General features: G+C 65.2%; 24 protein-coding genes. 6 read left to right on the forward strand and 18 right to left on the reverse strand.

Annotated features, from left to right (window positions below; all coding sequences use genetic code 11):
- Nucleotides 1–21 precede the first annotated feature (21 nt).
- Nucleotides 22–1,335: an MFS transporter gene (locus tag ACXJY8_RS02145; protein ID WP_463775797.1), complete on the forward strand. Its 1,314-nt coding sequence runs from the start codon at nucleotides 22–24 to the stop codon at nucleotides 1,333–1,335.
- Between the two features lie 349 nt (nucleotides 1,336–1,684).
- Entirely contained in the window at nucleotides 1,685–3,769 is a 2,085-nt protein-coding gene (locus ACXJY8_RS02150) for an AAA family ATPase (RefSeq protein ID WP_463775799.1), read from the forward strand.
- A 101-nt stretch (nucleotides 3,770–3,870) separates the two neighbouring features.
- Here the strand turns inward: ACXJY8_RS02150 and ACXJY8_RS02155 are convergent, their stop codons facing one another.
- The gene (locus ACXJY8_RS02155; protein ID WP_463775803.1) at nucleotides 3,871–4,296 is read right to left on the reverse strand and encodes a CoA-binding protein; all 426 of its coding nucleotides are present in this window, start codon (nucleotides 4,294–4,296) and stop codon (nucleotides 3,871–3,873) included.
- A gap of 191 nt (nucleotides 4,297–4,487) precedes the next feature.
- On the opposite strand from ACXJY8_RS02155, the gene ACXJY8_RS02160 reads away from it, so the two are divergent.
- Nucleotides 4,488–4,940 (forward strand): PaaI family thioesterase, encoded by a 453-nt coding sequence (locus ACXJY8_RS02160; RefSeq protein WP_463775807.1) that lies wholly within the window; start codon nucleotides 4,488–4,490, stop codon nucleotides 4,938–4,940.
- A gap of 179 nt (nucleotides 4,941–5,119) precedes the next feature.
- Nucleotides 5,120–6,376: a hemolysin family protein gene (locus ACXJY8_RS02165; protein WP_463780301.1), complete on the forward strand. Its 1,257-nt coding sequence runs from the start codon at nucleotides 5,120–5,122 to the stop codon at nucleotides 6,374–6,376.
- Nucleotides 6,377–6,550: 174 nt separating this feature from the next.
- Here the strand turns inward: ACXJY8_RS02165 and ACXJY8_RS02170 are convergent, their stop codons facing one another.
- Both ACXJY8_RS02170 and argC read right to left on the reverse strand, forming a co-directional pair.
- A complete protein-coding gene (locus ACXJY8_RS02170; RefSeq protein WP_463775811.1) occupies nucleotides 6,551–7,084 on the reverse strand; it encodes a Ros/MucR family transcriptional regulator in 534 nt (177 codons plus the stop codon).
- Nucleotides 7,085–7,857: 773 nt separating this feature from the next.
- Nucleotides 7,858–8,796: an N-acetyl-gamma-glutamyl-phosphate reductase gene (argC, locus tag ACXJY8_RS02175; protein ID WP_463775815.1), complete on the reverse strand. Its 939-nt coding sequence runs from the start codon at nucleotides 8,794–8,796 to the stop codon at nucleotides 7,858–7,860.
- A gap of 219 nt (nucleotides 8,797–9,015) precedes the next feature.
- Here argC and ACXJY8_RS02180 point away from each other — a divergent pair, with 219 nt between their 5' ends.
- Nucleotides 9,016–9,534 (forward strand): hypothetical protein, encoded by a 519-nt coding sequence (locus tag ACXJY8_RS02180; protein ID WP_463775818.1) that lies wholly within the window; start codon nucleotides 9,016–9,018, stop codon nucleotides 9,532–9,534.
- Nucleotides 9,535–9,641: 107 nt separating this feature from the next.
- On the opposite strand, the gene ACXJY8_RS02185 is transcribed toward ACXJY8_RS02180, so the two are convergent.
- The 5 genes from ACXJY8_RS02185 to ACXJY8_RS02205 form a co-directional block, all read right to left on the reverse strand.
- Entirely contained in the window at nucleotides 9,642–9,893 is a 252-nt protein-coding gene (locus tag ACXJY8_RS02185; RefSeq protein ID WP_463775820.1) for a hypothetical protein, read from the reverse strand.
- An 80-nt stretch (nucleotides 9,894–9,973) separates the two neighbouring features.
- Nucleotides 9,974–10,453 carry a 30S ribosomal protein S9 gene (gene rpsI / locus ACXJY8_RS02190; protein ID WP_056222465.1) on the reverse strand — a complete coding sequence of 160 codons (480 nt, stop codon included), beginning with the start codon at nucleotides 10,451–10,453 and terminating at the stop codon, nucleotides 9,974–9,976.
- A gap of 2 nt (nucleotides 10,454–10,455) precedes the next feature.
- Nucleotides 10,456–10,917, reverse strand: a complete 462-nt coding sequence (gene rplM / locus ACXJY8_RS02195; RefSeq protein WP_055952181.1) for a 50S ribosomal protein L13 — start codon at nucleotides 10,915–10,917, stop codon at nucleotides 10,456–10,458.
- Between the two features lie 196 nt (nucleotides 10,918–11,113).
- The gene (locus ACXJY8_RS02200) at nucleotides 11,114–11,623 is read right to left on the reverse strand and encodes a ferritin-like domain-containing protein (protein ID WP_463775828.1); all 510 of its coding nucleotides are present in this window, start codon (nucleotides 11,621–11,623) and stop codon (nucleotides 11,114–11,116) included.
- Between the two features lie 229 nt (nucleotides 11,624–11,852).
- The gene (locus tag ACXJY8_RS02205; protein ID WP_463775831.1) at nucleotides 11,853–12,053 is read right to left on the reverse strand and encodes a hypothetical protein; all 201 of its coding nucleotides are present in this window, start codon (nucleotides 12,051–12,053) and stop codon (nucleotides 11,853–11,855) included.
- A gap of 389 nt (nucleotides 12,054–12,442) precedes the next feature.
- Here ACXJY8_RS02205 and ACXJY8_RS02210 point away from each other — a divergent pair, with 389 nt between their 5' ends.
- Nucleotides 12,443–12,673, forward strand: a complete 231-nt coding sequence (locus tag ACXJY8_RS02210) for a hypothetical protein (RefSeq protein ID WP_463775833.1) — start codon at nucleotides 12,443–12,445, stop codon at nucleotides 12,671–12,673.
- Between the two features lie 55 nt (nucleotides 12,674–12,728).
- Here the strand turns inward: ACXJY8_RS02210 and ACXJY8_RS02215 are convergent, their stop codons facing one another.
- From ACXJY8_RS02215 to ACXJY8_RS02260, 10 genes are all read right to left on the reverse strand, one after another.
- Nucleotides 12,729–13,430 carry a response regulator gene (locus tag ACXJY8_RS02215; RefSeq protein WP_463775836.1) on the reverse strand — a complete coding sequence of 234 codons (702 nt, stop codon included), beginning with the start codon at nucleotides 13,428–13,430 and terminating at the stop codon, nucleotides 12,729–12,731.
- 10 nt (nucleotides 13,431–13,440) lie between these two features.
- Complete coding sequence (locus tag ACXJY8_RS02220; RefSeq protein ID WP_463775838.1) at nucleotides 13,441–16,176, reverse strand: DUF4118 domain-containing protein; 2,736 nt, start codon at nucleotides 16,174–16,176, stop codon at nucleotides 13,441–13,443.
- 47 nt (nucleotides 16,177–16,223) lie between these two features.
- A complete protein-coding gene (locus tag ACXJY8_RS02225) occupies nucleotides 16,224–16,829 on the reverse strand; it encodes a K(+)-transporting ATPase subunit C (protein WP_463775841.1) in 606 nt (201 codons plus the stop codon).
- A gap of 32 nt (nucleotides 16,830–16,861) precedes the next feature.
- Nucleotides 16,862–18,952: a potassium-transporting ATPase subunit KdpB gene (gene kdpB / locus ACXJY8_RS02230; RefSeq protein ID WP_463775845.1), complete on the reverse strand. Its 2,091-nt coding sequence runs from the start codon at nucleotides 18,950–18,952 to the stop codon at nucleotides 16,862–16,864.
- A gap of 65 nt (nucleotides 18,953–19,017) precedes the next feature.
- The gene (locus tag ACXJY8_RS02235) at nucleotides 19,018–19,221 is read right to left on the reverse strand and encodes a hypothetical protein (RefSeq protein WP_463775848.1); all 204 of its coding nucleotides are present in this window, start codon (nucleotides 19,219–19,221) and stop codon (nucleotides 19,018–19,020) included.
- 3 nt (nucleotides 19,222–19,224) lie between these two features.
- Nucleotides 19,225–20,940, reverse strand: a complete 1,716-nt coding sequence (kdpA, locus tag ACXJY8_RS02240) for a potassium-transporting ATPase subunit KdpA (protein ID WP_463775852.1) — start codon at nucleotides 20,938–20,940, stop codon at nucleotides 19,225–19,227.
- Nucleotides 20,941–20,975: 35 nt separating this feature from the next.
- Nucleotides 20,976–21,065 carry a K(+)-transporting ATPase subunit F gene (locus ACXJY8_RS02245; protein WP_056184556.1) on the reverse strand — a complete coding sequence of 30 codons (90 nt, stop codon included), beginning with the start codon at nucleotides 21,063–21,065 and terminating at the stop codon, nucleotides 20,976–20,978.
- A 251-nt stretch (nucleotides 21,066–21,316) separates the two neighbouring features.
- Nucleotides 21,317–22,498, reverse strand: a complete 1,182-nt coding sequence (locus ACXJY8_RS02250; RefSeq protein WP_463775854.1) for an amidohydrolase family protein — start codon at nucleotides 22,496–22,498, stop codon at nucleotides 21,317–21,319.
- A gap of 7 nt (nucleotides 22,499–22,505) precedes the next feature.
- Entirely contained in the window at nucleotides 22,506–23,783 is a 1,278-nt protein-coding gene (locus ACXJY8_RS02255; protein ID WP_463775855.1) for an amidohydrolase family protein, read from the reverse strand.
- 468 nt (nucleotides 23,784–24,251) lie between these two features.
- A complete protein-coding gene (locus ACXJY8_RS02260; protein ID WP_463775856.1) occupies nucleotides 24,252–24,923 on the reverse strand; it encodes a metallophosphoesterase family protein in 672 nt (223 codons plus the stop codon).
- Nucleotides 24,924–25,016 lie beyond the last annotated feature (93 nt).

The following is a 25,016-nucleotide window of genomic DNA, read 5'->3' on the forward strand; positions in this document are numbered from 1 at the left end:
AGCTACGCTATGGCCGCGGCCATGAGCCAGACAGCCCTTCGCCCCGCGATCCGCCCGACCACAGCCGCCGAAGCCGTGCCGGCGGCGCGCATCCTCATCGCCAGCTTCGTCGGCACCGCGATCGAGTTCTACGACTTCTACGTCTATGCCACCGCGGCCGCCCTGGTGATCGGGCCGATCTTCTTCCCGCCCGGCGATCCGGCGGTGCAGACGCTGGCGGCCTTCGCCACCTTCTCCATCGCCTTCATCGCGAGGCCCCTGGGCGCGGCCTTCTTCGGCCATTTCGGCGACCGGGTCGGGCGCAAGGCCACGCTGGTGGCCTCCCTGATGATCATGGGCCTGTCGACGGTGCTGATCGGCTGCCTGCCCTCCTATGCCACCGCCGGCTGGTGGGCACCCTTCGCCCTCTGCGTGCTGCGCTTCGGCCAGGGCGTCGGCTTCGGCGGCGAGTGGGGCGGGGCGGCCCTGCTGGCGGTGGAGAACGCGCCGCCGGGCCGGCGCGCCCTCTACGGCATCTTCCCGCAGCTCGGGGCGCCGGTGGGCTTCATCACCGCCAATCTCGGCTTCCTGGGGCTCGCCCTGAGCTTAAGCCCCGCCGACTTCCAGGCCTGGGGCTGGCGCATCCCGTTCCTGGCCTCGGCCGCTTTGGTCGGCGTCGGGCTCTATGTGCGGCTCAAGCTCACCGAGACCCCGGTCTTCAAGGCCGCCCTGGAGAAGGCCGCCCCGGAAAAGGTGCCGCTGGCGGTGATCTTCACGAAGTACCTGCGCGCGACGCTGCTCGGCACCTTCGCCATGGTGGCCTGCTACGCGGTGTTCTACCTCTCCACCGTCTTCGCCCTCAGCTACGGCGTCTCGACGCTGGGCTTCACTCGGCCGACCTTCCTGCTCTTCGAGTGCGTCGCCGTGCTGTTCATGGGCCTCGGCATCCCGCTCTCGGGCTGGGCCGCCGACCGCTACGGCCGCCGCCCCGTCCTCCTCTCCGGCCTCGTCTTCACCGCCAGCCTCGGCCTGCTGATGGGCCCGATGCTCGGCAGCGGCCAGGGCGGCCTCGTCCTCGGCTTCCTGTGCCTCGGCCTGTTCGCGATGGGCTGGCTGTTCGGCCCGATGGGCGCCCTGCTGCCCGAACTTTTTCCCACCCGCGTGCGCTACACCGGGGCCTCCGTGACCTACAACCTCGCGGGCATCCTGGGGGCCTCCGCCGCGCCGTACCTGGCGCAGCGGCTGAGCGAGTGGGGCGGCGTGGGCTGGGTCGGGTTGTATCTGGCGGTGGCGGCCGGGATTAGTTTTGTGGCTGTGGCGTTGATGAATGAGACAAAAGAAAAGACGATCCAATGAAGATTACAATAGTATGTATTTTATTATAAATAAATAAAATTTTAAGCAAATCAATACTTCTACAATAACTCAATTTAATACAAGTTAGTTGTAATAGTGTATATGGATTACATTTATTTAATCTGCGTTATGGTTTTTGCTGAATTACTAGAAAATATTTTTTAGGAACCAATGTAAGTTGTCTCGAAGTAGGCCCCAGACAATTCCTGCAAATCATCGGAAACTTGTAGCATCTCCTAAGTTCACGCAGAAGATTTTAGGCCAAAATAATTTCAAACTGTGGTTGCAGTAAATGCTTCCGTTGGGCTACCCTCGTTTTAATAAGCCGGCGAATCGAGGGGTAGGAAACGTGAAAATTGAACAGATCGAAATTATCAATTTCAAGGGGCTTAAAAGTGCTCTCGTCCAATTTGGGAGCTTCGACTGCTTGGTTGGGGAAAACAATTCTGGAAAGTCTTCGGTTCTACAGAGTGTTGTGTCGGCTCTTGATCGTTCAGGAACGATTACGCTTAGCGTGTACTATGACCCTGATAAAACTGTAGAATTCAAACTAACATTCATCAATATATCTTCTGGAGATTTATTGAGGCTTACCCCGGAACAGCGAGATAAAATTAGCGACATTATTATCGACGAGAAGCTTCAATTAATCGTTAGATATCCGCCAAATGAAAAATGCGTGACCATGGCCTTGCGCAGAACACCACGAGACGAACGCTTCCGCAATCAAGCGATTTCTACAGCTCTACAGGGAAAACGCGGCTCAGCCGTGAAACAATCAATTACAGAGAACTATCCGGAATTTGCGCCGTCCGCACCAGAAAACATGAACGTTGGTGCGGCGAAAGAGTTTCTAAAGAGCCAGATTGCGGCTCTGCCTGATAATCATCATGAAATGATTGAGGGCCCACTTCCGACAGGTATGGGCAGTTCAATAACAAATTTGTTGCCTGAGCCAATATATATTCCCGCAGTAAAAAACCTAATTGACGATCTAAAGACAACACAGTCCACACCATTCGGCCGCTTGATGGGCCTATTACTTGAAGGCCTCGCTTCCGAACTTGCGAATATCCAAGAGTCTTTAAGCTCCTTAAATATGCTGCTTAATCGTATCGACGCAGGTGATGGATTTACAGACCAGCGCCATGACACAGTCAAAATCTTAGAAAAAACAATACAAGACTTCCTTCAGGACAATTTTCCTGCCATTAAATTAGAACTCAGCGTCCCCCCACCTGAGTTAAAGACTATCCTTAGCGCCGCTCAGATCTATATTGACGATGGATCGAGGGATTTAATCGACAACAAAGGCGATGGAATTAAAAGATCTCTTACATTCGCGCTACTACAAACATACGTCAGGCATCGAGAACTTTCAGTTATTCCTCAAACTGAAATGGAAGGAATTATTGCAACTCGGCGTCCACTGATCTTTCTATTCGAAGAACCCGAACTTTATTTGCATCCACGTTCACAAAAGATTTTGTTCAAAACACTGGCGAAAATCAGTGGCAGTAATCAAGTAGTTGTCACAACTCACTCTCCTATATTCTTTGAACCTGGCATTACAGCAAGTTTTATACGGGTATCCAAAGAGGCTACCACACCAAAACCGGTGGGGCGTCTGTATCCGATTAGCCTTAATCTCGATGCTGACAACGCGGAGGTTTTTCGTTTAACAAAATTCGAGAATACTGATGCAGCCTTTTTCAGTAGGGGTGTGATATTATTTGAGGGTGAATCGGATGATTTCTATTGTAAGCATGCCGCAAAAATCTTGAACGAAGAATGGTGCTTCGAATCCAGATGCATGTCGTTAGTACGTGTTTCCGGGAAAGGTAATTTTGCTAAATTTCGACGGTTTTTCGAATCCTTCGGACTTCCAGTCAAAATTGTGGCTGATCTGGACGCAATTTTCGAAGGTTACAATCACTTGGGCGCTCCTGCGGCTCTTACTGAAGTAAGAGCACGTGCCATTACTGCTATCGATAAGCGTATCAAAGATCTTGGGACTAAAGCAGAACCAAGCGCCCGAAAAATCAAAGACAAAATACATACGTCCAGTTTTAGAGATAGGTATTATAAATCAAAAGAAATCCTCCGAAAAATTCAGGAAACAGGGCAGATAAATCAGGACCAAATAGAAATATTCGATGGACTTTTTACCTGGGAAGAGGATATCGCTCGTATTAATGTCTGTCGTGACGATGAGGAGGCACGCAGATACCTTTTACCTCTGATAGATGGCCTGAGAGCTGCGGGGATTTGCGTTCTAACTCGGGGCGCTATTGAAGACTATTATCCAGCGGGAGCGGAAAACGGTCAAAAACCTCAGCGCGCATTGTTGGCTATCGAACTTGTAAAAAGCAGAGACGATCTGGCGAAAATTAGTATTCCTCTTGCAGAAAATCGTATTTGTGAGCTATCATAAATATTTACAGAACTATTTCGCCCATCGGTTGACCCAAAAGAAGAAGCAGTCGCCACGTAAAAACAAAACCACTTAATATGCCTCGTAGATGATTTTCTGCTTTATCGGAAAATCTCAATCTTCGGGCACCGATCCATCACCACAACACACCCCGCCGCCTCGGCCCGCGAGGCGGCGGAATCATCCCGCACCCCGATCTGCATCCAGATGAAGCGCGGCGGCTGGGGGAGGGCGAGGGCCTCGTCCACCACGCCGCCGGCGGCGTCGGAACTGCGAAAAATCTCGACCATGTCGATGGGCTCGGCCAAGTCGGCGAGGCGGGCGATGACGGGCTGGCCGAGCAGCGTCTGCCCGGCCAGCCCGGGATTGACCGGGATCACCCGGTAGCCGCGTCCCAGCAGGAAGGCCATGACGTGGTGGCTCGGCCTGCCTGAGTTGGCCGAGGCGCCGACGAGCGCGATGGTCCGGGTCTCGCTGAGGACCCGGCGGATCAGGGCGGGGTCGTAGACGTCGTGGGTCTGGCGCATCCCCGATCTTGTCGGGCAAGCGGGGGCGTGCTGCAAGGCTTCGCGGCAGCCCGGGATTCGGGCGCGTCGCGCCAGGACCGGGCGCCGCAAGGCTTCGCGGGTCGTCCCGAAGATGTCGTGCGTTCCCCCGCAATCATCGCGCGCAGGGCATCGGTCGTTCCGCCCGGCCCGGTGAACCGGAGTTCCCGTCCATGTCCGAGACCCCGTCCGACACGCTGCCCCAGGCCCTCTCCCTGGCGGAGACCGTGGCCTTCCTCGAATCGGCCTTCCCGCAGATGGATGCCGGGGGCCGGACCTACCACCTGGTCGAGGTCGGCCCCGGCCTCGCCCGGATGCGGATGGACCACCACGAGCGCCACCTGCGCCCCGGCGGCACGGTCTCCGGCCCCGCGATGATGGCGCTCGCCGACTACGCCCTCTACGCGGCGATCCTGGCCAGCCTCGGCCCCGTGGCGCTCGCCGTCACCACCAGCCTCAACTTCAACTTTTTGCGCAAGCCCGACCCCCACGGGCTCCTCGGCACCGCCCGCCTGCTCAAGCTCGGCCGCCGCCTCGCCGTCGGCGAAGTCGCCATCACCGGGCCGGAGGGCGGCCCGCTGGTCTGCCACGCCACCGGCACCTACGCGATCCCGCCGGAGCGGTGAGCGGCCTCCGATCGGGCGCGACCTCGACGCGACCCTCCTCGTATACCGGCGCGTTCGACGCGAACGCTGTGGCCCGCCTCCCGCGTAGCTGTTAGACATCCGCCGCTGACCAAGGGGAGACGACGATTTCCGACGACGCATGGGTGACCGGCTTGGGCCTCGTCGCCGTCTTCGCCCTCGTGCTCGCCAATGGCTTCTTCGTGGCCGCCGAGTTCGCCCTGGTCTCGGTGCGCAAGAGCCGGGTCGCCGAACTCGTCTCCGAGCGCCGCACCCACGCCCGCGCCCTCCAGCGCGCCACCGACCAGCTCGACGCCTACCTCGCCGCGACGCAGCTCGGCATCACCATCTCCTCCCTGGCCCTCGGCTGGGTCGGCGAGCCGGCGCTCGCCCACCTCATCATCCCGGCCCTCGGCTTCCTGCCCGATCCCGTCGGCACCACCGCCGCCCACACCATCGCGGTGGTGATCTCCTTCGTCCTCATCACGGCGATGCACATCGTGCTGGGCGAGCTCGCCCCGAAGAGCCTCGCCCTCCAGCGCAGCGAACGGACGGCGCTGGCGGTGGTGCGGCCGCTCGGCGTCTTCCTGTTCGTCTTCCGCCCGGCGATCCTGTTCCTCAACGGCCTCGGCAACGGCGTGGTGCGGCTGTTCGGCCTGCAGGCGGGCCACGGCGAGGGCTCGCTGCACTCCACCGCCGAGCTCAACCTGCTGGTCCAGGCGAGCCAGGAGGCCGGCCTGATCCGCGAGGCCCAGCAGGAGGCGGTGCAGCGCATCTTCTCCATCGGCGAGCGCCGGGTGCGCGATATCATGACGCCCCGCCACGAGGTCGAGTGGGTCGATGCCGACGAGGAGCCGGAGGCGGTCCTCAAATCCGTGCGGGAATGCGACCACGCGCAGCTGGTGGTCAGCCGCAGCGAAGTCGACGAGATCGTCGGCGTCGTGCGCAAGCAGGACCTGCTCAACCAGCTCCTCGACGGCAAGCCGGTGAACGTCCTGGCAGCCACGCAGCCGCCGATCGTGGTGCACGAGAGCATGTCGATCCTGGCCGTGCTCGAGACCTTCCAGGCCAAGCCCGTACGGATGGCGGTGGTCGTCGACGAGTACGGCAGCCTGGAGGGCATCGTCACCCAGACCGATCTCCTGGAGGCGATCGCCGGCAACATCCCGGAGGTGGGCGACGAGCCGAGCGTGGTGGAGCGCGAGGACGGCTCGCTGCTCATCGACGGCATGATGCCGGCCTCGCAGGCCTTCGACCGCCTCGCCTTCGCGGAGCACCCGAATTCCGACGACTTTACCACGCTCGCGGGCTTCGTGATCTTCCGGCTCGGCCGCATCCCCGGCACGGGCGACCACTTCGAGTCCCATGGCTGGCGGTTCGAGGTCGTCGATATGGACGGCCGCCGCATCGACAAGGTCCTGGCGACGCCGCTGTCCTGAGCCAGGACCGTACGCGCCCGCGAGCCGGCGCCCTCTCGACGGGGCCTGTGGATCGACCTCGAGCACCAAGGCGAACGAGCCGATCCGAGGGGCCTCGGATCGGCTCGCTGCCGATGGATCGATCAGGAGGACGCCCGCCCGCGCCGGTGAGGCGCGCGCAGGCTGTTCAGGCCTTCAGGCGTCGACCTTCTTGCGGGAGGCGCGGCGCTTCTTCTCGGCCGGGGGCGCCTCGGCAGCGGCCTCCTCGGGGGGCGGCGCCGACACGGTCTCGTCCGACGCGCTCTTGGGCACGCCCTTACGGCGCTGCTGGCCGAGGCCGAGGGCGCGGGCCAGCTCGGAACGCTGCTCGGAATAACTCGCCGAGGTCATCGGGTAATCGGGCGCCAGGCCCCACTTGGCCCGGTACTGCTCGGGCGTCAGGCCGCGCAGGGTGAGGTGCCGGCGCAGGGTCTTGTACTGCTTTCCGTCCTCGAAGCTGATCAGGTATTCCGGCGTGATCGAGCGGCGGATCTCCTGGGGCGTCGCCTTCGGCGGCCCGGCTTCGGCGGCCGGCGTGCCGCTGGCGGTCACGCCACGGATCGCCTCGTGCACATCACTGAGCAGCTTAGGAAGCTCCGCGCTCTGTACATGGTTGTTGCTGACGTAGGCCGAGACGATATCGGCTGCCAGGGTGATGAGCCGTGCTGCGTCGTTGTCTGTTTCATTCATGTGGTGTCGCCGATCTGGATGAGTGTTGAAGTTGTCTTCGAGCGTAGGCTCAGATCTTCCTGCAAGCAAGATGTTGCACTTAAGAATAAACGTTTTTCCATCGCGGTCGTGTGGATCATTTATCAATTTTTCGCGCATTGCCTGCACGATTGCGGACAATCGCGCTCCGGTTGCCCGAAAAGACCATGCTCAATCGCGCAACCACCGCAGATAAGGACGGTTCGTCGCGACGATGCTGAAGAATGATCCCGCCAAAGCAGCAAGCTCCGGCGTTATCCGAAGATGATCTCGATCGGTTCGGGATCACCGGGGCGCGCCTGGTCGGCGGATCGACACCTCGCGAGGGGCAGACGGCAGGAGCTCACCCGTCGACACCGGACGGTGCCGCGATGAAGTCCGACGAATTCCGGCCCGAACACCAGACCTGATATTTCGTTCGATAGAACAAATTTCCGGCGTTCGCAATCAAGCCAAGAGACGTTGCGCAGCGTCGATGGCAAATGCTTGGGGAAGGTCGGGATGCCGTTCGCACCCAAGATGATCGGCGGTCGCCCTGCTATGGGTTTTCGCCCGGTTGATGGCGAATCATCTTCGCGACCGTATCTCGGACCACGCCGCGGTGATCTTCGTGTGTGATGGCAAAGATTTCGGTCGAGCAAAGCGTCGGCAGAATGCCGGCTGATCGATGCCGGGCCGCGGCCAGCGGGCGGGATTCGGCGACCGCAGCGCGTGGCCGCCCCCGGCGCGCGGATGCCGGGGGCGGCGGGCCCGTGTCAGTCGAGACCGAGCATCAGGCCGATGTTCTGCACGGCCGCACCCGAGGCACCCTTGCCGAGATTGTCGAGGCGGGCGACGAGCACGGCCTGGCGGTAGGCGTCGCTGCCGAAGACCCGCAACTCGAGCCGGTCGGTGTCGTTCAGGGCCTCCGGCTCGATCCGCTCGGCGCCCTCGACCGGGATCACCCGCACGAGATCCTGACCTTCGTAATAGGCCGCCAAGGCCCGTTCCAGGTCCGAGACCTTGGGCGCCCCCGGCAGGGTGTCGAGATGGAGCGGTACGCTCACCAGCATGCCCTGCCGGAAATTCCCGACGGAGGGGATGAAGATCGGCCGCCGCGTCAGGCCGGAATAGGCCTGGGTCTCCGGCAGGTGCTTGTGGCCCAGCCCGAGGCCGTAGAGCAGGAAGGGCTCGCCCTGGCCGGCCTCGTAGGTCTCGATCATGCTCTTGCCGCCGCCGCTGTAGCCGCTGACCGCGTTGATGCTGATCGGGACGTTCGACGGGATCAGGCCCGCCTCCACGAGAGGCCGCAGCAGCGCGATCGCCCCCGTCGGATAGCAGCCGGGATTGGCCACGCGCCGGGCCGCGCGGATCGCCTGCGCCTGGGCGGGCTCGAGTTCGGCGAAGCCGTAGACCCAGGCCGGATCGACCCGGTGGGCGGTGCTGGCATCCAGGATGCGCGGCCCCCCGCCCGGCAGGGCATCGGCCAGGGCGACGGTCTCCTTGGCGGCGGCGTCCGGAAGGCACAGCACGACGAGGTCGACCACCTGGAGCAAGTCGCGCTTGACCGCGACGTCCTTGCGGCTCTCATGCGGGATGCTCTTCAGGGCGACGTGGCCCTCGCGCTCGAGGCGCTCGCGGATTCCGAGGCCGGTGGTTCCCGCCTCGCCATCGATGAAGACCGTGGGCTTCCGCCCCGCATCGTTCTCGCTCATGGTCGCCTGACATCCTCTTGATCGCGCCGACGAAGACACGTCTCGCACCGGCCCGTGCGCGCAGGTGACCGGGACGCTTCGTCAAGTCAACGTCTTCTCGCGACCCGAACAAGGCTTGATGACGCTCGATCAAGCCTGTGTATCGCCGGGAGCGGCCTGGAACGGCGGCATCGAACGGCTGTTATTTGCGGGACGACACACCCGATCGAGGTCGAACCGATGTCAGCCAGCGCGGAAAAGAGCGATCCCAAGCTTTGGGAGAAGGTGAAGAAGCAGGTCACCGAATCCGACAAGGGCGGAAAGCCCGGTCAATGGTCGGCCCGCAAGGCCCAGGCCGCCACGAAGGCCTACAAGGATGCCGGCGGCGGCTACGAGGGCAAGAAGTCCTCCGACAACCACCTGAAGCAGTGGACCGAGGAGGAGTGGGACACCAAGTCCGGCAAGAAGAGCGGCGAGACGGGTGAGCGCTACCTGCCGAAGAAGGCCCGCGAGTCGGTGTCGAAGTCGGAATACGACCGGTCCACGAAGAAGAAGCGTGCCGATTCCGCCAAGGGCAAGCAGTTCTCGAAGCAGCCTGCCGACGTCGCCAAGAAGACCGCTGCGGCGCGCAAATCGGCATCAGGCAAATCGGGATCGAACAAGACAAAGGCCGACCTGATGAAGGCGGCGCGCGACAAGAACATTCCCGGCCGCTCGAAGATGTCGAAGGGCGAACTGGAGCACGCGCTCCACGCCTAGAACATGTTCGGTGATCCCCGGATCACCGAACATGCTCCCTCTTGTTGCGGGCTCGCAGTGTCTGCATGCGAGACGGCAGCCACCTCGCCTGAGAGCGCTTCCAGGACTCAGGCGCTGAGCGTTCCCCAGGACGGCTTCCACAGGTTCCGGGGATCGATCACCACGATCTCGCGCCCGCTCTCGTTGGCCACGTGGACGGCGATGCCGAAGGCCTGGGCGATGGGGAGCACGCCGGTGGTGCTGAACAGGCGCCCATCGGCGAGCTTCACCTCCCCGGTCGTCGCGCCGTCCGTCTCCGCCAGGCAGAGGGTCACGGCGGCGGCATCGGGCGTGGTGACGCGTCGGAAGGGCTTCGCCATGGGAATTGGTCTCTCTGCCGCGGCTCAAAAGGAAAGGGCGGCCGAAGCCGCCCTGTCCGGACATCTATCGAAGGGCTGGCTCAGCGCTTCGAGAACTGGAAGCTGCGGCGAGCCTTCTTGCGGCCGTACTTCTTGCGCTCGACCACGCGGCTGTCGCGGGTGAGGAAGCCCTCGCGCTTCAGCGGCGAGCGAAGCTCGGGCTCGTAGTAGGTCAGCGCCTTCGAGAGGCCGTGGCGCACGGCGCCGGCCTGGCCCGAGAGACCGCCGCCATGCACCGAGACGGTGATGTCGTACTGGTCGACGCGATTGGCGATCTGCAGCGGCTGGCGCAGGATCATGCGCAGCACCGGGCGGGCGAAGTAGGTCTCGACGGCGCGGCCGTTGACGACGACCTTGCCGGTGCCGGGCTTGATCCAGACGCGGGCGACCGCGTCCTTGCGCTTGCCGGTGGCGTAGGCGCGGCCCTGGGCGTCGAGCTTCTGGACGTGGACCGGGGCGGCGTTCTCCGGCGACTCGACGTTCGCGCGGTTCAGGTCGGAGAGGGACTGAAGGGTCGCCATGATCAAGCGCTCACGTTCTTGCGGTTGAGGCTGCCGACGTCGAGCGCCTGCGGCTGCTGGGCGGTGTGGGGATGCTCGGAGCCCTTGTAGACCCGGAGGTTGCCCATGATCTGGCGGAAGAGCGGGCCGCGCGGCAGCATGCGCTCGACGGCCTTCTCCACGACGCGCTCAGGGAAGCGGCCGTCGAGGATGAACTTGGCCGTGCGCTCCTTGATGCCGCCCGGGTAGCCGGTGTGGTGGTAGTACACCTTCTGCTCGCGCTTGCGGCCGGTGAACTTCACCTTCTCGGCGTTGATGACGATGACGTTGTCGCCGCAATCGACGTGGGGCGTGTACGCGGCCTTGTGCTTGCCGCGCAGGCGCATGGCGACGATGGAGGCGAGCCGGCCGACGACGAGGCCCTCCGCATCGACGATGATCCACTTCTTGTCGACGTCGGCGGGCTTCAGAGAAAAGGTCTTCATCCCGTGGCGTTCCGTATGGTGTCTGGACAAAACGATGCGCCGCCGCGTGCGGGACGCGGCGGCGTTGGACGTTCCATTAGGGAGATGCGACGGTTTCGTCAAGCCGCTTTCCGCGCGTTTCGACCCGCACGGAAAGCGAAAAGCGCAATCATTCGAAGCGGTTCGGTCTCACGGTATCCAGATACCGCAATCCCGCTCAGCGATCCGCCTTTTCGCCGCTCGTGGTCAGTTCGATGTAGCGCAGGGTGGTGGGGCGCACGAGCTCGCGCACCTTGCGCGCCATCGCCTCTTCCTCGCGCAGGGATTGCTGGAAGCCCGTGAGCGCCGCCTGCTGGCCCGCCGCCTCGGTGATGGCGAGGAGCGATTCGTAGGCCGCGATCTCGAAGTTCTCGAAGGCGTGGTTGGCGTAGGCGTTCTTCAGGATCTCGTCCTGGGCCGGCGTGTGCCCGAGGGCCATCATGTTGCCGACGAAGCCGAGCACGCCCTCCTTAATGGTCGACGGGCTTTCCGAGACGCCGTGCAGGGCCTCCTCCAGCCGGGTGCGCTGGCCGTGCGTCTCCTCGATGTGCCGGCGCAGGGCCGCCTCCATCTCGGGATAGCGCTGCAGGCGCTCGACCTGCCGTTCCATGATCTGGAGCGCCTGCATTTCCAGCGCATGGGTGTTCTTCAGGGCCGTCACGTAGATTTCGCGTGTGTCGATGGTCACGGGGACGCTCTCCTGATCGCTTGCCAAGACATTGGCCGTCGTCACGAGAAGATGTCCGCGCCGGCCCCTGTTCCGATCGACCCGGGATGTCTTTCGGACGCAGCCCCGCGACGAGAAAAACACGCAGGACCTTGATGGGAAGGACGCGAATCAACTGCCGCGCTCGTCGTCCTGCGAAACTCCTCGTCCTGCGAAGCTTGCCCCTGCGAAGCTTGGCCCTGCGAAGCTCTCAGCCCTGCTTCAGCCGCTCCAGCTCCGCCTCGGCGGCCAGGGCCCGCGCCTTCCAGCCGTCGCGCTCCACCTCGGTTTCGCGGGCGGCGGTCTCGGCACGCTGGGCCCGCGCCGCCTGCGTCGCGGCCAGCGCCTGTGCCCGTTCGCGGGCGCGGGTCTCGCCCGCCATCTGAACTTTGAGGTCGCGGGGCGTGGCCATCGCGGCAATCCTTGGCTCGGGTCCGGTCCGCTGCTGTCCCGCGCGGTTGCGCCGGGGTCAAGCACCGCCGGGGCGGCGCGCGGCGCTCAGGCCGGCGGCGCACGGGAGACCATGCGGTGAAAGCCGAGGGCAATCGCGGCGAAGGCGGCCGCGCCGAGGCCGGTCGCCCCGGGTGCAAAACCCGGACCCGCCGGCACGAGGGACGAGCCATGCCCGGCAGGCGTGTCGTGCGAAGGCCGGCCGGCCCAGGGCCTCGGGTGTCGTATCGGGCGCGATCCTGATGAGACCCTTACGAAATCGCGCCCGGTCCCCGCTCGAACCCTCACGCGCCGCGACGCAGATTCCTTTCGCGGTCCGAGACCTGGACCGCGCGAACCCAAGAGCGATCCATGTCCAGTCCGACCCCGGCCGTTCCCGCCAGCCCGGTCTCCGCATCCGAGACGCCGCACTTCGTCGTCGGCCGGGACGGGCGGGGCTGCTGGGTCGCCGTCGAGATCCATGGCCGGGCCGGCGGCCTGTTCCGCACCTGCCAGGCGGCCCTGCACTATGCCGTGGAGGCGACGGCGCATCGGCCGGACGCCGTCCGGATCGCGGCGGATCGCATCGAACTGCGGATCTGACGGAGGGGCGGATGGCGGGGCCGGCCCCCGGGCGCCGGCCTCGACCCCGGCCATTTCAGCGGATCGGACCGCCGTCGTCGTCGGGCGCGCGCAGGCGATAGCCGACGCCGGTCTCCGTCAGGAGGATCCGGGGACGTTCGGGATCGGCTTCGAGCTTCTGGCGAAGCTGGCGCATGTAGACGCGCAGATATTGCGGGTCGGACGAGGTCGAGACCGCGTTCATCAACTGGGCATGGGTCAGGGCCTTGCCGGCATGCTGCACCAGCACGCGGAGGAAGTCGTATTCCCGCGGCGTCAGCTTCACGTCCGCGCCGCGGACGCGGACGATGCGGCGCACGAGGTCGACGCTGAGGCCGTCGACCTCGAACAGGGCGCGCTCGCCCTGCACCGCCAGCTGGTGGCGCAGGGCCGCGCGCAGGCGTGCCAGGAGTTCGCCCATGCCGAAGGGCTTGGTGACGTAGTCGTCCGCACCGAGGTCGAGGGCCTCGACCTTGCCCGGCTCGTCGTCGCGGCTCGACAGCACGACCACCGGCAGGTCGCGATGCTCTTCGCGAATGCGGCGGAGGAGGTCGTGCCCGCGCATGTCCGGGAGGCCGAGATCGAGGATGATCAGGTCGATCGTCTCGCGAGCCAGGATCTCGAGGGCGACCCGCGCATTCGGCGCCTCGAAGGTGGTGTAGCCCTGCGTCGCCAGACCCATCCGCAGGAGCTTGCGGATCGGCGGCTCGTCGTCGACCACGAGGACAGCGAGGCTCATGCGGGGAGGCTCATGCAGCGAGATCCGACGCGGTGCCGCGCGCCGCGGGGACCGGCAGCAGGAGGGTGAAGACGGCGCCGCTGCGGTCCGACCGGTTGGCCGCCGTCAGCGTTCCCCCCATCGCCTCGACGAAGCCGCGGGCGATGGCAAGGCCGAGACCGGTCCCGGCGCGGACGCTGTCGCCCTTCCGGGCCCGATAGAACTTATCGAACACCCGCTCGCGCTCCGATTCCGGCAGGCCTTCGCCCTCGTCGAGCACCTGCAGGCGGAGCCGGGGTGATCCGCCGGGCTGGCCGGAGACGACCCGCGCCGCGACAGTGACGGCGGAGCCCGCCGGGGCGTACTTGGCGGCGTTGTCGAGGAGGTTGACCAGCACCTGCTCGAACAGGACCGGGTCGAGGCGCAAGGGCGCCAGGTCGGGCGCCAGGTCCAGCACCACCCGGTGCTCGCTCAGGATGGCGCCCATGCGGCGCAGGGCGGTGTCGACGATCTCGGCCACGTCCTGCACGGTCAGGTTCGCCGCCACCGCGCCGGCCTCCAGCCGGGTCATGTCGAGAAGGTTGACGATGAAGCGGTTCAGCCGCTCCGATTCGGCGATGATCGTCGCCAGGAGGTCGCCCTTGGCCTCGCGGCCGAGATCGGCGTCGAGATCGCGCAGGGTCGTGGCGGCTCCGAGGACCGAGGACAGGGGCGTCCGCAGGTCGTGCGAGATCGAGGTCAGCAGGGCCTGGCGCAGCCGGTCGGTCTCGGCATCGCGGGCGGCCCGCGCCAGATCCTCGACCAGCCGGACCCGTTCGATGGCCAGCGCGCCCATGTCGGCGAGGGCATCGAACAACCGCCGATCCTCGGGCGTGAGGATCGGTCCGGTACCGTCCGTATCGAGGCCGATCACTCCGATGGGGCCGCGACCTGTTCGCGTCGGTATGAAAATACGACGCGCCCCCGGGAGCGTATCGGCGCCGCGTCCCGCCGGCCGATCGTTCGCGAAGGCCCACTGCGCCGCGGCCAGATCGGCGGCGTCGAGGCGATCCTCGGGGGGATAGCCCGCCTTCACCACCACGGAGTCGCCCTCCGGCAGCAGCAGCACGACCCGCACCCGCAGCATCGCGGCGATCTGCGCCGAGGTCGCCCAGAGCACGTCGTCGAGCGTACCGCAGGCGGAGAGCTTGCGGCTGAAACCGTAGAGGCGCTCGGTCGCCCGCGCCCGGCGCTGGCTGATCACCGCGACCGTCCTGGCCCGGGCGGCGAGGTTCGACACCAGCACCGCGACGAGCGTGAACAGCAGGAAGGCGGCGACGTTGGTCGGATCGGCGATGGTCAGCGTGTAGACCGGCGGCAGGAAGAAGAAATTGTAGGCCAGCGAGGCGGCGATCACGGACGCCAGCGCCGGCCCCAGGCCGAAGCGCGCGGCGACCGCCACCACCGCGGTCAGCAGGAAGAGATCCGCGTTCTCGACCCCGAGATAGGGCTGTAGCCCCAGCGCGAGGCCGAGGCCGGCCAGGATCGCGAGGGCCGCGAAACCGTAAGCGGCGCCATCGAGTGCGGGGCGCGCCGGGGCCGTCGCGACGACCTTGTGGGGAGCGGCCGGGGGCAGCGTTTCGCCGGGCACGACATGGATGCTGATGGCACCGCTGCGGCGCACGAGGTCGTGGACGACCGACCCGTTGAAGAGCTCGAACAGCCACGACCGGTTCGCCTTGCCGACGACGATGTGATTGACGTTGGCGCTCCGGGCATAGGCCAGGAGGTCGTCGGCCACGCGGCGGCTTCCCGGCAAGGTCACGGCATCGCCGCCGAGCCGATCGGCGAGGCGCAGGGCGTCCGCGACCCGGTCACGGTCCGCTTCGCTCAGGCCGAGGCTGCGCGTCCCCTCCACCGTGACGGCGGTCCACGGCGCGTGCAGGCGATCGGCGAGGCGCTTGGCGTAGCGGACGAGCCCGCCGGAGCGGGGGTCCTCGCTGACGCAGACCATCACCCGCTCGCCCGCACTCCAGGGCCCCGCGATGGCATGCGCCTGCATGTGACTGAGGAGTTCGTCGTCGACCCGATCGGCCGTACGCCGCAGGGCGAGTTCGCGCAGGGCAGTCAGGTTGCCGCGCGAGAAGTAGTGACGCAGGGCACGCTCCGCATTGGCGGGCACGTAGACCTTGCCGGCCTTCAAGCGCTCGATCAGATCGTCGGGGTTAAGGTCCACCACCTCGATGTCGTCGGCCCTGTCGAGAATGCCGTCCGGCACCGTCTCCCGCACACGGATGCGGGTGATTTGCGCGACGACGTCGTTCAGGCTCTCGACATGCTGAATGTTGAGGGTCGTGTGGACGTCGATGCCGGCATCCAGCAGTTCCTCGACGTCCTGATAGCGCTTGGGATGGCGCGAGCCCGGCGCGTTGGTATGGGCGAGTTCGTCGACCAGGGCCAGGGCGGGACGTCGCGCGAGCAGGGCGTCGAGGTCCATCTCCTCGATCGTGCCGTCACGGTACGGGACCGTCCGGCGCGGAACGATCTCGAAGCCCTCGACCAGGGCTTCGGTCTCACGGCGCCCATGGGTCTCGACGACGCCGATCACCACGTCGGCCCCGGCCTTGAGCCGCGCGCGGCCGATGGTGAGCATCTCGTAGGTCTTGCCGACCCCGGGAGCCGCGCCGAGGAAGACCTTGAGGCGGCCGCGTCCCGCTTCGTCCCGGCGCGCCCGGTCGAGCAGAGCCTCGGGCGAAGGACGCAGGCGCTCGCGGCCGTCCTCGGTCATCGGAATCCTTTCATCCCGTAGTTCCTGCGATGGTTCCTCGGGTCCGATTATTGCCGGAGCCGCGCGTCCAAGGCGAGGTTCAATTCCAACACGTTCACGCGCGGCTCGCCGAGGAGCCCCGCCGTCCGGCCTTCGACTTGCGCGATGACGAGGTCGCGTACTTGGTCTTCGCCGATGCCGCGCGCCCGCGCCACGCGCGGCACCTGGAAGAAGGCAGCCTCAGGCGACAGATCCGGATCGAGCCCGGATCCGCTCGAGGTGACGAGATCGACCGGAACCGTCGCAGCGGGATTCTCAGCTTTCAAGGCATCGAGATCGCCCTTCACGCGCTCCGCCAGGGCGGCGCTCGTGGGGCCGAGATTGGAGCCGGCCGAGTTCGAGGCATTGTAGGGCGACGGAACGGTCTTGGCGGCATCGGCCGGATCGGCGGCGACGGTCGCAGACGGGCGTCCATGGAAGTAGCGCGGGCTGGTAAAGGCCTGGCCGATGAGGCTGGAGCCGACGACCGTGCCGTCGCGGCTGATCAGGCTGCCGGCGGCCTTGGCGGGAAAGATCGTCGTCGCGAGGCCGGTCATGGCGAGGGGATAGGCGAGGCCGGTGATCGCCGTGAGCGCGACGAGCAGGACGAGCGCGGGACGCAGGATGACGAGCATGGGAGCAACTCTGGTTCGGAAGGGGGAGGGGTTCAGGCGAGGTGCAGGGCGTTCACCGCGAGATCGATGGCCTTGATGCCGATGAACGGCACGAGGATGCCGCCGAGGCCGTAGATCAGCAGGTTGCGCCGCAGGAGCGCGGCGGCGCCGACAGCCCGGTATGAGACGCCGCGCAGAGCGAGCGGAATCAGCGCGATGATGATGAGGGCATTGAAGATGATCGCCGACAGTATCGCGCTCTGGGGCGAGGCGAGCCCCATGACGTTCAGGGCCTGGAGCTGCGGGTAGAGGGTCAGGAACATCGCCGGGATGATGGCGAAGTACTTGGCCACGTCATTGGCGATTGAGAACGTCGTCAGGGCGCCGCGGGTCATGAGCAGTTGCTTGCCGATCCCGACGATCTCGATGAGCTTGGTCGGATCGGAATCGAGGTCGACCATGTTGCCGGCTTCGCGGGCCGCCACCGTTCCGGTGTTCATGGCCACGCCCACATCGGCCTGGGCGAGCGCCGGAGCGTCGTTGGTGCCGTCGCCGCACATGGCCACGAGCTTGCCCTGGGACTGCTCCTTCCGGATGAGGGCGAGCTTGTCCTCCGGCGTCGCCTGCGCGAGGAAATCGTCGACGCCGGCTTCGGCCGCGATGGCGGCGGCGGTCATCGGGTTGTCTCCCGTGATCATCACCGTGCGGATGCCCATCTGGCGCAATTCGGCGAAGCGTTCGCGGATGCCGCCCTTCACGATGTCCTTCAAGTTGACGACGCCGAGGAGTTGTCCGTCGCGGGCGACCGCCAGGGGCGTGCCGCCGGCCTTCGCGATCTCCTCGGCAATGGCCTGAATTTCCTGGACGGTCTCGGAGGCGGCGACGGGGCTGTAGGCCAGAGCCGCGCTGGAGCCGCGCGTGGCCACCGGCTGCTGCCGCACCGCCGCGATGATGGAATCGACGGCGCCCTTGCGGATGGAGGCCCCGTCCAGGTCGACGCCGCTCATCCGGGTCTGTGCGGTGAAGGGCACGAAGGTGGCGTTGAGGCGTCCCATGTCGCGGGCGCGGATGCCGTAGCGGTCCTTGGCCAGCACCACGATTGAGCGGCCCTCGGGCGTTTCATCCGCCAGCGACGCCAACTGGGCGGCGTCGGCCAGATCCTGCTCGGAGACGCCCTGCACGGGGCGGAATTCCGTGGCCTGGCGGTTCCCCAGAGTGATGGTGCCGGTCTTGTCGAGGAGGAGAGTATCGACGTCGCCGGCGGCCTCGACCGCGCGGCCCGACATGGCGAGCACGTTGAAGCGCACGAGGCGATCCATGCCGGCGATGCCGATCGCCGACAGGAGCGCGCCGATGGTGGTGGGGATGAGGGTCACGAACAGTGCGACCAGCACGATGAGCGGAATGGAGCCGCCCGCGTAGCGCGCGAAGCTCGGGATCGAGGCCACAGCGAAGACGAAGATGATGGTGAGACCCGCAAGCAGGATATTGAGGGCGATCTCGTTCGGGGTCTTCTGCCGGGAGGCACCCTCGACCAGGGCAATCATCCGGTCGACGAAAGTCGAGCCGGCGGCCGCCGTGATGCGCACCCGGATCTCGTCGGACAGCACCTGCGTCCCACCCGTCACCGCAGACCTGTCCCCACCGGATTCCCGGATCACCGGTGCGGATTCGCCGGTAATGGCCGCCTCGTTGACCGAGGCGACGCCCGCGATGACTTCGCCGTCGGACGGGATGAGGTCGCCGGCTTCCACCAGCACCTCGTCACCGACCTTCAGGGCGGTGCCCGGCACGGTCTCGTACTCGCGACCCAGCCCAGTGAGGCGCTTGGCCTGCATCTCGGTGCGGGTCCGGCGCAGGCTATCGGCCTGAGCCTTTCCGCGGCCCTCGGCAAGGGCTTCGGCAAAGTTGGCGAAGATCAGGGTGAACCAGAGCCAAAGGATGATCTGACCGGAGAAGCCGAGCCCCGGCGCGCCGGTCGCGAGATCGCGGACGAACAGCACGGTGGTGAGGGTCGCCACCACCTCGACCACGAACATCACGGGGTTTCGGATCATGATCCGAGGATCGAGCTTCCGGATCGAGCCGACGAGTGACGGGCCGACGAGGGCGGCGTTGAAAAGGGATGAGGATGGGCGGGACATGTGAAGGGTTTCCACGTAGTGGCGCGGGAAAGGCGAAGCGCGGCGCGCCGGGCCCATGAGGCGGATCAGGGCGTGAGGACGCGGCTCGCGAGTTCGGCGGCGATCACCAGGGCAAGGGCGCCCAGGAGGGTGACCCCGAGCAAAGCCAGGATCAGGTCTGAGAGCCGAATGGGCCGGGCGCCGGAGACCGGAAGGGGCTGACGGGTACCGACACGGGAGCCATGCAGGTGATGGCGCCGGCCCCGGCGGAGTGGGACGGCGGAACGCATCGCTCAGCCGCCCGTCGCAAAGGTCTGACCTGCCGTCCCCGCGAGGTGCTCGACGATCGGTCCAAGCGCCAGGGACGGGAAGAAGGTCAGGCCGCCCACGATCAGGATGACACCGACCAGCATGCCGATGAACAGACCGCCATGGGTCGGCAGCGTTCCGGCCGAGGCCGGCACGGTCTTCTTCGCGGCAAGGGCGCCGGCGATCGCCAGGGCGGGGATGATCACGAAGAACCGGCCCACCAGCATGCCGACGGCCAGGGTCGTGTTGTAAAAGGCGGTGTTTCCGCTGAGGCCGCCGAAGGCCGAGCCGTTGTTCGCCGCCGCAGAGGCGAAGGCGTAAAGGATTTCCGAAAACCCGTGCGGTCCGGCATTGGCGGGACCGGCGAGACCTGCCGGGACCACAGTGGCGAGGGCGGTGAAACCCAGCATCATCAGCGGCAGGCAGAGGATGGCGAGCATGGCCATCTTCACCTCCCGGGCCTCGATCTTCTTGCCCAGATACTCTGGGGTACGGCCCACCATGAGCCCGGCGACGAAGATCGCCACGATCACGAAGACGAGCATGCCGTAGAGGCCCGCGCCGACGCCGCCGATGATGATCTCGCCGAGCTGCATGTTGATCATCGGGATCAGGCCGCCCAGCGCTGTGAAGCTGTCGTGCATCGCGTTGACCGCGCCGCAGGACGCGGCCGTGGTCACCACCGCAAAGAGCGCTGAGGCGACGATGCCGAACCGGACTTCCTTACCCTCCATGTTGCCGCCCGTGAGCCCGAGGCCATTCAGGACGGAGCTGCCCGCGGCCTCGCTCGCATAGGTGACGAGGACGCCGGCGAGGAACAGCACGCCCATGGCGCCGAGGATCGCCCATCCCTGCCGCTCGTCGCCGACCATGCGGCCGAAGACGTTGGTCATCGCCGCGCCGAGGACGAAGATCGAAAGGATCTGGATGAAGTTCGACAGCGCGGTCGGGTTCTCGAAAGGATGAGCGGCATTGGCGTTGAAGAACCCGCCACCGTTCGTGCCGAGCATCTTGATCGCGACCTGGCTCGCAACCGGCCCGACCGCGATCGTCTGGGTGGCTCCCTCCAGCGTCGTCGCCTGGATGGAGGCGCCCAAAGTCTGCGGAATGCCCTGCGAGACCAGGAACAGCGTGTAAATCACGCAGATCGGCAGCAGCACGTAGAGCGTGCAACGCGTGAGATCGACCCAGAACGAACCCACTGTCCTCACCGAGGCCCGCGAGAAGCCTCGGATCAGGGCGACGGCAAGGGCGATGCCGGTGGCGGCCGAAAGGAAGTTCTGGTGAGTCAGGCCCAGCATCTGCGACAGGTAAGACAGGGTGCTCTCGCCCCCGTAGTTCTGCCAGTTGGTATTGGTGACGAAGCTCGCTGCGGTGTTGAAGGCGAGGTCCGGCGCCACGGCCGATTGCCCGGCCGGATTGAAGGGTAGGATATCCTGCAGGCGCAGGAGACCGTAGAGGGCGAGGAAGCCGAGGGCGTGGAACGCCAGCATGGCGAGCCCGTAGGCGATCCAGCTCTGCTCGCTTCGGGCATCGATGCCGGCGAGGCGATAGAGCCCGGCTTCGACGGGGCCGAGAATGCGCGTGAGGAGCGTACGTTCGCCCTGGAAGACGCGCGTCATGTACCCGCCGAGCGGCCTGACGAGTACCAGCACGGTCGCGCAGAACAGCGCGACCTGAAGCCAGCCGTTGATGGTCATGGAGGCAGTCCTTGGGAATTTGGCTGGGGGGTTGGTCAGAACCGCTCGGGACGCACGAGGGCGTAGGCGAGGTAGCCGAGCAGCCCCAGGGTCACGAGGGCGCCGAGGGTCAGGTCGAGAGTCATGATGCGGGAGCTCCTGGCAGCAGGCTCAGAGCCGTTCGCAGAGCAGGGCGTAGCCGGCGGCAATGCCAAAGAAGGCGAGGCCCGCGGCGAGGAAGGCAGTGTCGAGCATGGTGCGTCCGATCCGGTGCGGCCGATCGGGTTCGGGATGTCACGACCGATCGCGCCTCGCCCGAAGCTTGGACGGAAAGCGCATTAGGGTTCGAGAGGGCACCTGGCGCGATTCTATAAGGATCGCATGAGGATCGGGGCGTTCAGGGCAGCAGGCCGGCCCGATCGATCCTGGCCGCGAGGCGTGGATACACCTTCAGGGCATTGCCCATGTAGATCCCGGCCCTGTCCGCATCGGAAATCGCAGCCGCGTCCACGTATCGCTTGGTGTCGTCGTAGGCGTGGCCGGTCTCGGGATCGATCCCGTTCACTGCGCCGACCATTTCGGACGCGAAGAGCACGTTGCCCGCGGGTACGACCTTCAGAAGCAGGTCGATGCCGGGCTGATGGTAGACGCAGGTGTCGAAGAAGACGTTGCGTAGCAGTTCCGTGAGGGGCGGGCGCTTCAAGTCCTGCGCCAGCCCGCGATACCGCCCCCAATGGTAGGGAACCGCGCCACCTCCATGCGGGATGATCAGGCGCAGGGTCGGGAAATCCTTGAACAGATCCGAGGTGACGAACTGCATGAAAGCGGTGGTGTCGCCATTCATGTAGTGTGCGCCGGTCGCGTGGAAGTTTCGATTGGCCGAGGCGCTCACGTGAACCATGCCCGGGACGTCGAGCTCGACCATCTTCTCCCAGAGGGGGTACCAGAAACGGTCCGAGAGGGGCGGATCGGTCCAATATCCGCCGGACGGGTCCGGGTTCACGTTGCAGCCGACGAAGCCGAGTTGCGTCACGCAGCGATCGAGTTCGGCAATGCAATTCTTCGGCGAGACACCGGGGGTCTGCGGCAGCTGACAGACGCCCACGAAGTTACGCGGCATCAGCGTGGCGACCCGATGGATCATGTCGTTGGAGACGATCGACCAGTCGAGGCTGGTCTGGCCATTGCCGATGTGGTGTCCCATGCCGCCGGCACGCGGCGAGAACAGGGCGAGGGAGATGCCGCGCTCCACCTGGAGCTTGACTTGACGCTCGGCGACGCTTGCGCGGACCTCATCGTCGCTGACGGAGAGCGCGGAGGGCGAAGGGGACTGGGCCGGATCGTTGATGGCGTCGATCTGGCGCTTGCGCCACGCCAGCATGGCCGGCGGCTCGGTGGTGTAGTGACCGTGACAATCGATGACGAGGCCGCGATAGAGTGCGCGATCCGCCGGCTGCGCCACCGCCTGCGATCCCGCCGCCACCGTGCCAGCCAGGGCTGCCATGGCCCCCATGAAATCGCGGCGCGGCAGGCAGCAGGCGCAAGTCTCTTGGGTGGAGGCGTCCGATGCTGCGATCATGACGGCCTCACCGAACGGAGAACGGAAGCTGGTATGGGCGGCCGAAGGGGACACCGTTGTTGATCGTCAGAACGGGCGAAAGAAAGCCCGTCCCGTCGCGACGGTTGTTGCGGGTATCGACCATGGACACTGGCCGCTCGATCCATTCCATCACTGAGACGTCGCCCGGCGCTCCGACCTGCAGCGTTCCGAGCTTTGCGTCACGGTCGATGACGCGGGCGGGTGCCGCGGTCGCCATCGCGATGACCTGATCCAGGCTGAAGCCGAGGGGCAGGAACTTGCTCATGACCAGCGGCAGGAACGGCATGCCCGGCGTGTTGCCGGAAACGACGTGCAGGTCCGATGAGATCGTATCGGGCGGGGCCCCCTGCGCAATGGCCGCTTCCGCGACGGTGAAGTCGAAGGAGCCGCCGCCATGGCCGATATCGAACACGACGCCGCGCTGCTTGGCGGCGAGAGCCGCTGGCAGAAGCTTGCCATCCTGGACGATGTTGGTGAACTGGCCGGCCATGTTGGGCGCACCGGAGTAGCAGTGCGTGAGGATGTCGCCCGGCCGCAGCAGTTCCAGGATTCGGCTCATCAGGTCAGGCGTTTGGACTCCGCCGATATGCGCCATCACCTTGGCCGGCCGTCCCGACTTTTCGCAGGCCTGGATCGCCCGACGCAGAGGTTCGGCGCCATGCTTGAAGATGACGTTCTCCGACATCCGAACCTTTGCACCGAGAACGAAGTCCGGGTTCTCGGCGATCGCGAGTGCACAGGCTTCCACCTGAGCATTGTCGATATTGTAGAGTTCCGCGACTGGGAAGGCCGACAACCCGTGATTGGCAATATGGACGAAGGCGAACATGCGCGTTCGGGTCTGCGCAGCGATGTGCCGGCGCAGGGCGGCGATGTTGTTGGCGCCCGCATCACCGGCCGACACCACCGTCGTCACGCCAGAGAACGGCACCGTTTCGTCAGCCGGAATGCCGATCGCCGACCCGTACGGGAAGGTGTGGGCATGCAGGTCGACGAGGCCGGGTAGGACGAGCTTGCCCGATGCGTCGACCGTCTGCTTGGCCTGCGCGATCGGAAGCTCCGGTGCGACGGCGGCGATGCGGCCAGAGCGGATCCCGGCATCGCGCCTCGCCCGCAGGGACTGGCTCGGATCGATCACCTCGCCGCCCCGTATGACGAGATCGAAGGGACCGTTCGGGTCCGGTTCTGCGCGTGTGCCAGAACCGGCAAAGAGGCCGGACGCAATGGCTCCTCCGAGCCAGGCGCGGCGTGTCACCTCATCCATGGCAACACTCCTCGACGCGGATTCGGTGGTTGAACGCCGGAGCGATGGAAGACGTCGTGTCCGTCCTGGCAGCGAGAGGGACGCGCGGGATCATCGCGACGCTATGGTCGAGGGTCGCTCCCCCGGACGGAGGACGGGCGGGCGCGGAAGACCCCGATATCGCGCAGAGGACATATGCGGCGATCGACATCGCTTCGACTCCCTGGCTTCGGCGCTCGTCGTTCGGCGCGAGTTGCCGGGGAGACTACGGGTCGATGGCTGGGATCGGCAATAATTTTTAAAGATCAGCTCGGGTGATCGAGTGATCTTTTTTATTCGACCGTAGGCTTCGCGTGCTTTGAAATGCCGAAGAACGCAAATCGCGCTGCGCCATTCCGTTCTCGATGCAGCGATTCCTGACGCTCATCGTAAAATCCAGCGATGCACCCTGATCAGGAAACGTGAGTTTCGAACGGGGAACCTTACGAACTAACTGTCTCGATCGACCTGCAGGAATCCGATCGGCCCGTTCTGAGTCTCATCGAAGATTCCGGCGGTGAGCGGTCCGCCGTAGACGCATCCGGTGTCGAGGTTCGTGCGATAAGGCTGCTGATCAGGCACGCCGTTCGTTTGCGGCGTATGCCCATGAACGACGTGCTTCCCAAAATCGAACGCCGCACTGAGGAACGGCTCTCGGATCCACAGACGCGCCGCGACGTCCGGATCGATGCCGGGGCGCCCAGGTCGAAACCCCGCATGGACGTAGTAGCGCAAAGCGTCTTCGTAGACGGTGGGCAGCAGCGAGAGCCAGGTCAGGACATCGTGGGGAAAGGCCTCCGGATCGGTGATGCCGAAAGACCGCAAAGTCTCGTTTCCTCCATTGGTCAACCAAACCGTCGCCCCTAGGGCGTCACGGTAGGCATCCAGCATCATCTGCTCATGGTTGCCCAGAAGACACGTGATGGCATTCGGGGCATTGCGCTGCAGGTGCCTCAAGATCTCGATCACGCGCGCGCTCTCTGGCCCGCGATCGACATAGTCGCCCAGGAAGACGATCCGGGCAGCCCGTTCGCCCCGATGTACGTTGATCCGACCGAGAAGCCTCAGCAACGCATCGGCGCAGCCGTGGATATCTCCGATCGCGTAGGTCAGAGGGGTCATTCTGAGTTCGGTAGCAGGGTCGGACATGTCCCTCGCATGGCAGGATTCCGAGGTGTCGAACATCCATAGGACACGCACGTCTCCGTGCCGGAC

The sequence above is a fragment of the Methylobacterium sp. TK31 genome (genome assembly GCF_055361545.1).

Excerpts from the sequence above, each read along its gene's own strand:
- kdpB (WP_463775845.1), bottom strand. The coding sequence starts at position 18,952 with ATGTCCCGCCCATCCTCATCCCTTTTCAACGCCGCCCTCGTCGGCCCG.
- ACXJY8_RS02250 (WP_463775854.1), bottom strand. The coding sequence starts at position 22,498 with ATGATCGCAGCATCGGACGCCTCCACCCAAGAGACTTGCGCCTGCTGC.
- rplM (WP_055952181.1), bottom strand. The coding sequence starts at position 10,917 with ATGAAGACCTTTTCTCTGAAGCCCGCCGACGTCGACAAGAAGTGGATC.
- rpsI (WP_056222465.1), bottom strand. The coding sequence starts at position 10,453 with ATGGCGACCCTTCAGTCCCTCTCCGACCTGAACCGCGCGAACGTCGAG.
- ACXJY8_RS02245 (WP_056184556.1), bottom strand. The coding sequence starts at position 21,065 with ATGACTCTCGACCTGACCCTCGGCGCCCTCGTGACCCTGGGGCTGCTC.
- ACXJY8_RS02210 (WP_463775833.1), top strand. The coding sequence starts at position 12,443 with ATGTCCAGTCCGACCCCGGCCGTTCCCGCCAGCCCGGTCTCCGCATCC.
- ACXJY8_RS02235 (WP_463775848.1), bottom strand. The coding sequence starts at position 19,221 with ATGCGTTCCGCCGTCCCACTCCGCCGGGGCCGGCGCCATCACCTGCAT.
- ACXJY8_RS02255 (WP_463775855.1), bottom strand. The coding sequence starts at position 23,783 with ATGGATGAGGTGACACGCCGCGCCTGGCTCGGAGGAGCCATTGCGTCC.
- ACXJY8_RS02205 (WP_463775831.1), bottom strand. The coding sequence starts at position 12,053 with ATGGCCACGCCCCGCGACCTCAAAGTTCAGATGGCGGGCGAGACCCGC.
- ACXJY8_RS02185 (WP_463775820.1), bottom strand. The coding sequence starts at position 9,893 with ATGGCGAAGCCCTTCCGACGCGTCACCACGCCCGATGCCGCCGCCGTG.
- ACXJY8_RS02220 (WP_463775838.1), bottom strand. The coding sequence starts at position 16,176 with ATGACCGAGGACGGCCGCGAGCGCCTGCGTCCTTCGCCCGAGGCTCTG.
- ACXJY8_RS02215 (WP_463775836.1), bottom strand. The coding sequence starts at position 13,430 with ATGAGCCTCGCTGTCCTCGTGGTCGACGACGAGCCGCCGATCCGCAAG.
- ACXJY8_RS02180 (WP_463775818.1), top strand. The coding sequence starts at position 9,016 with ATGTCAGCCAGCGCGGAAAAGAGCGATCCCAAGCTTTGGGAGAAGGTG.
- ACXJY8_RS02225 (WP_463775841.1), bottom strand. The coding sequence starts at position 16,829 with ATGCTCGTCATCCTGCGTCCCGCGCTCGTCCTGCTCGTCGCGCTCACG.
- ACXJY8_RS02260 (WP_463775856.1), bottom strand. The coding sequence starts at position 24,923 with ATGACCCCTCTGACCTACGCGATCGGAGATATCCACGGCTGCGCCGAT.
- ACXJY8_RS02170 (WP_463775811.1), bottom strand. The coding sequence starts at position 7,084 with ATGAATGAAACAGACAACGACGCAGCACGGCTCATCACCCTGGCAGCC.
- kdpA (WP_463775852.1), bottom strand. The coding sequence starts at position 20,940 with ATGACCATCAACGGCTGGCTTCAGGTCGCGCTGTTCTGCGCGACCGTG.
- ACXJY8_RS02145 (WP_463775797.1), top strand. The coding sequence starts at position 22 with ATGAGCCAGACAGCCCTTCGCCCCGCGATCCGCCCGACCACAGCCGCC.
- ACXJY8_RS02160 (WP_463775807.1), top strand. The coding sequence starts at position 4,488 with ATGTCCGAGACCCCGTCCGACACGCTGCCCCAGGCCCTCTCCCTGGCG.
- ACXJY8_RS02155 (WP_463775803.1), bottom strand. The coding sequence starts at position 4,296 with ATGCGCCAGACCCACGACGTCTACGACCCCGCCCTGATCCGCCGGGTC.
- argC (WP_463775815.1), bottom strand. The coding sequence starts at position 8,796 with ATGAGCGAGAACGATGCGGGGCGGAAGCCCACGGTCTTCATCGATGGC.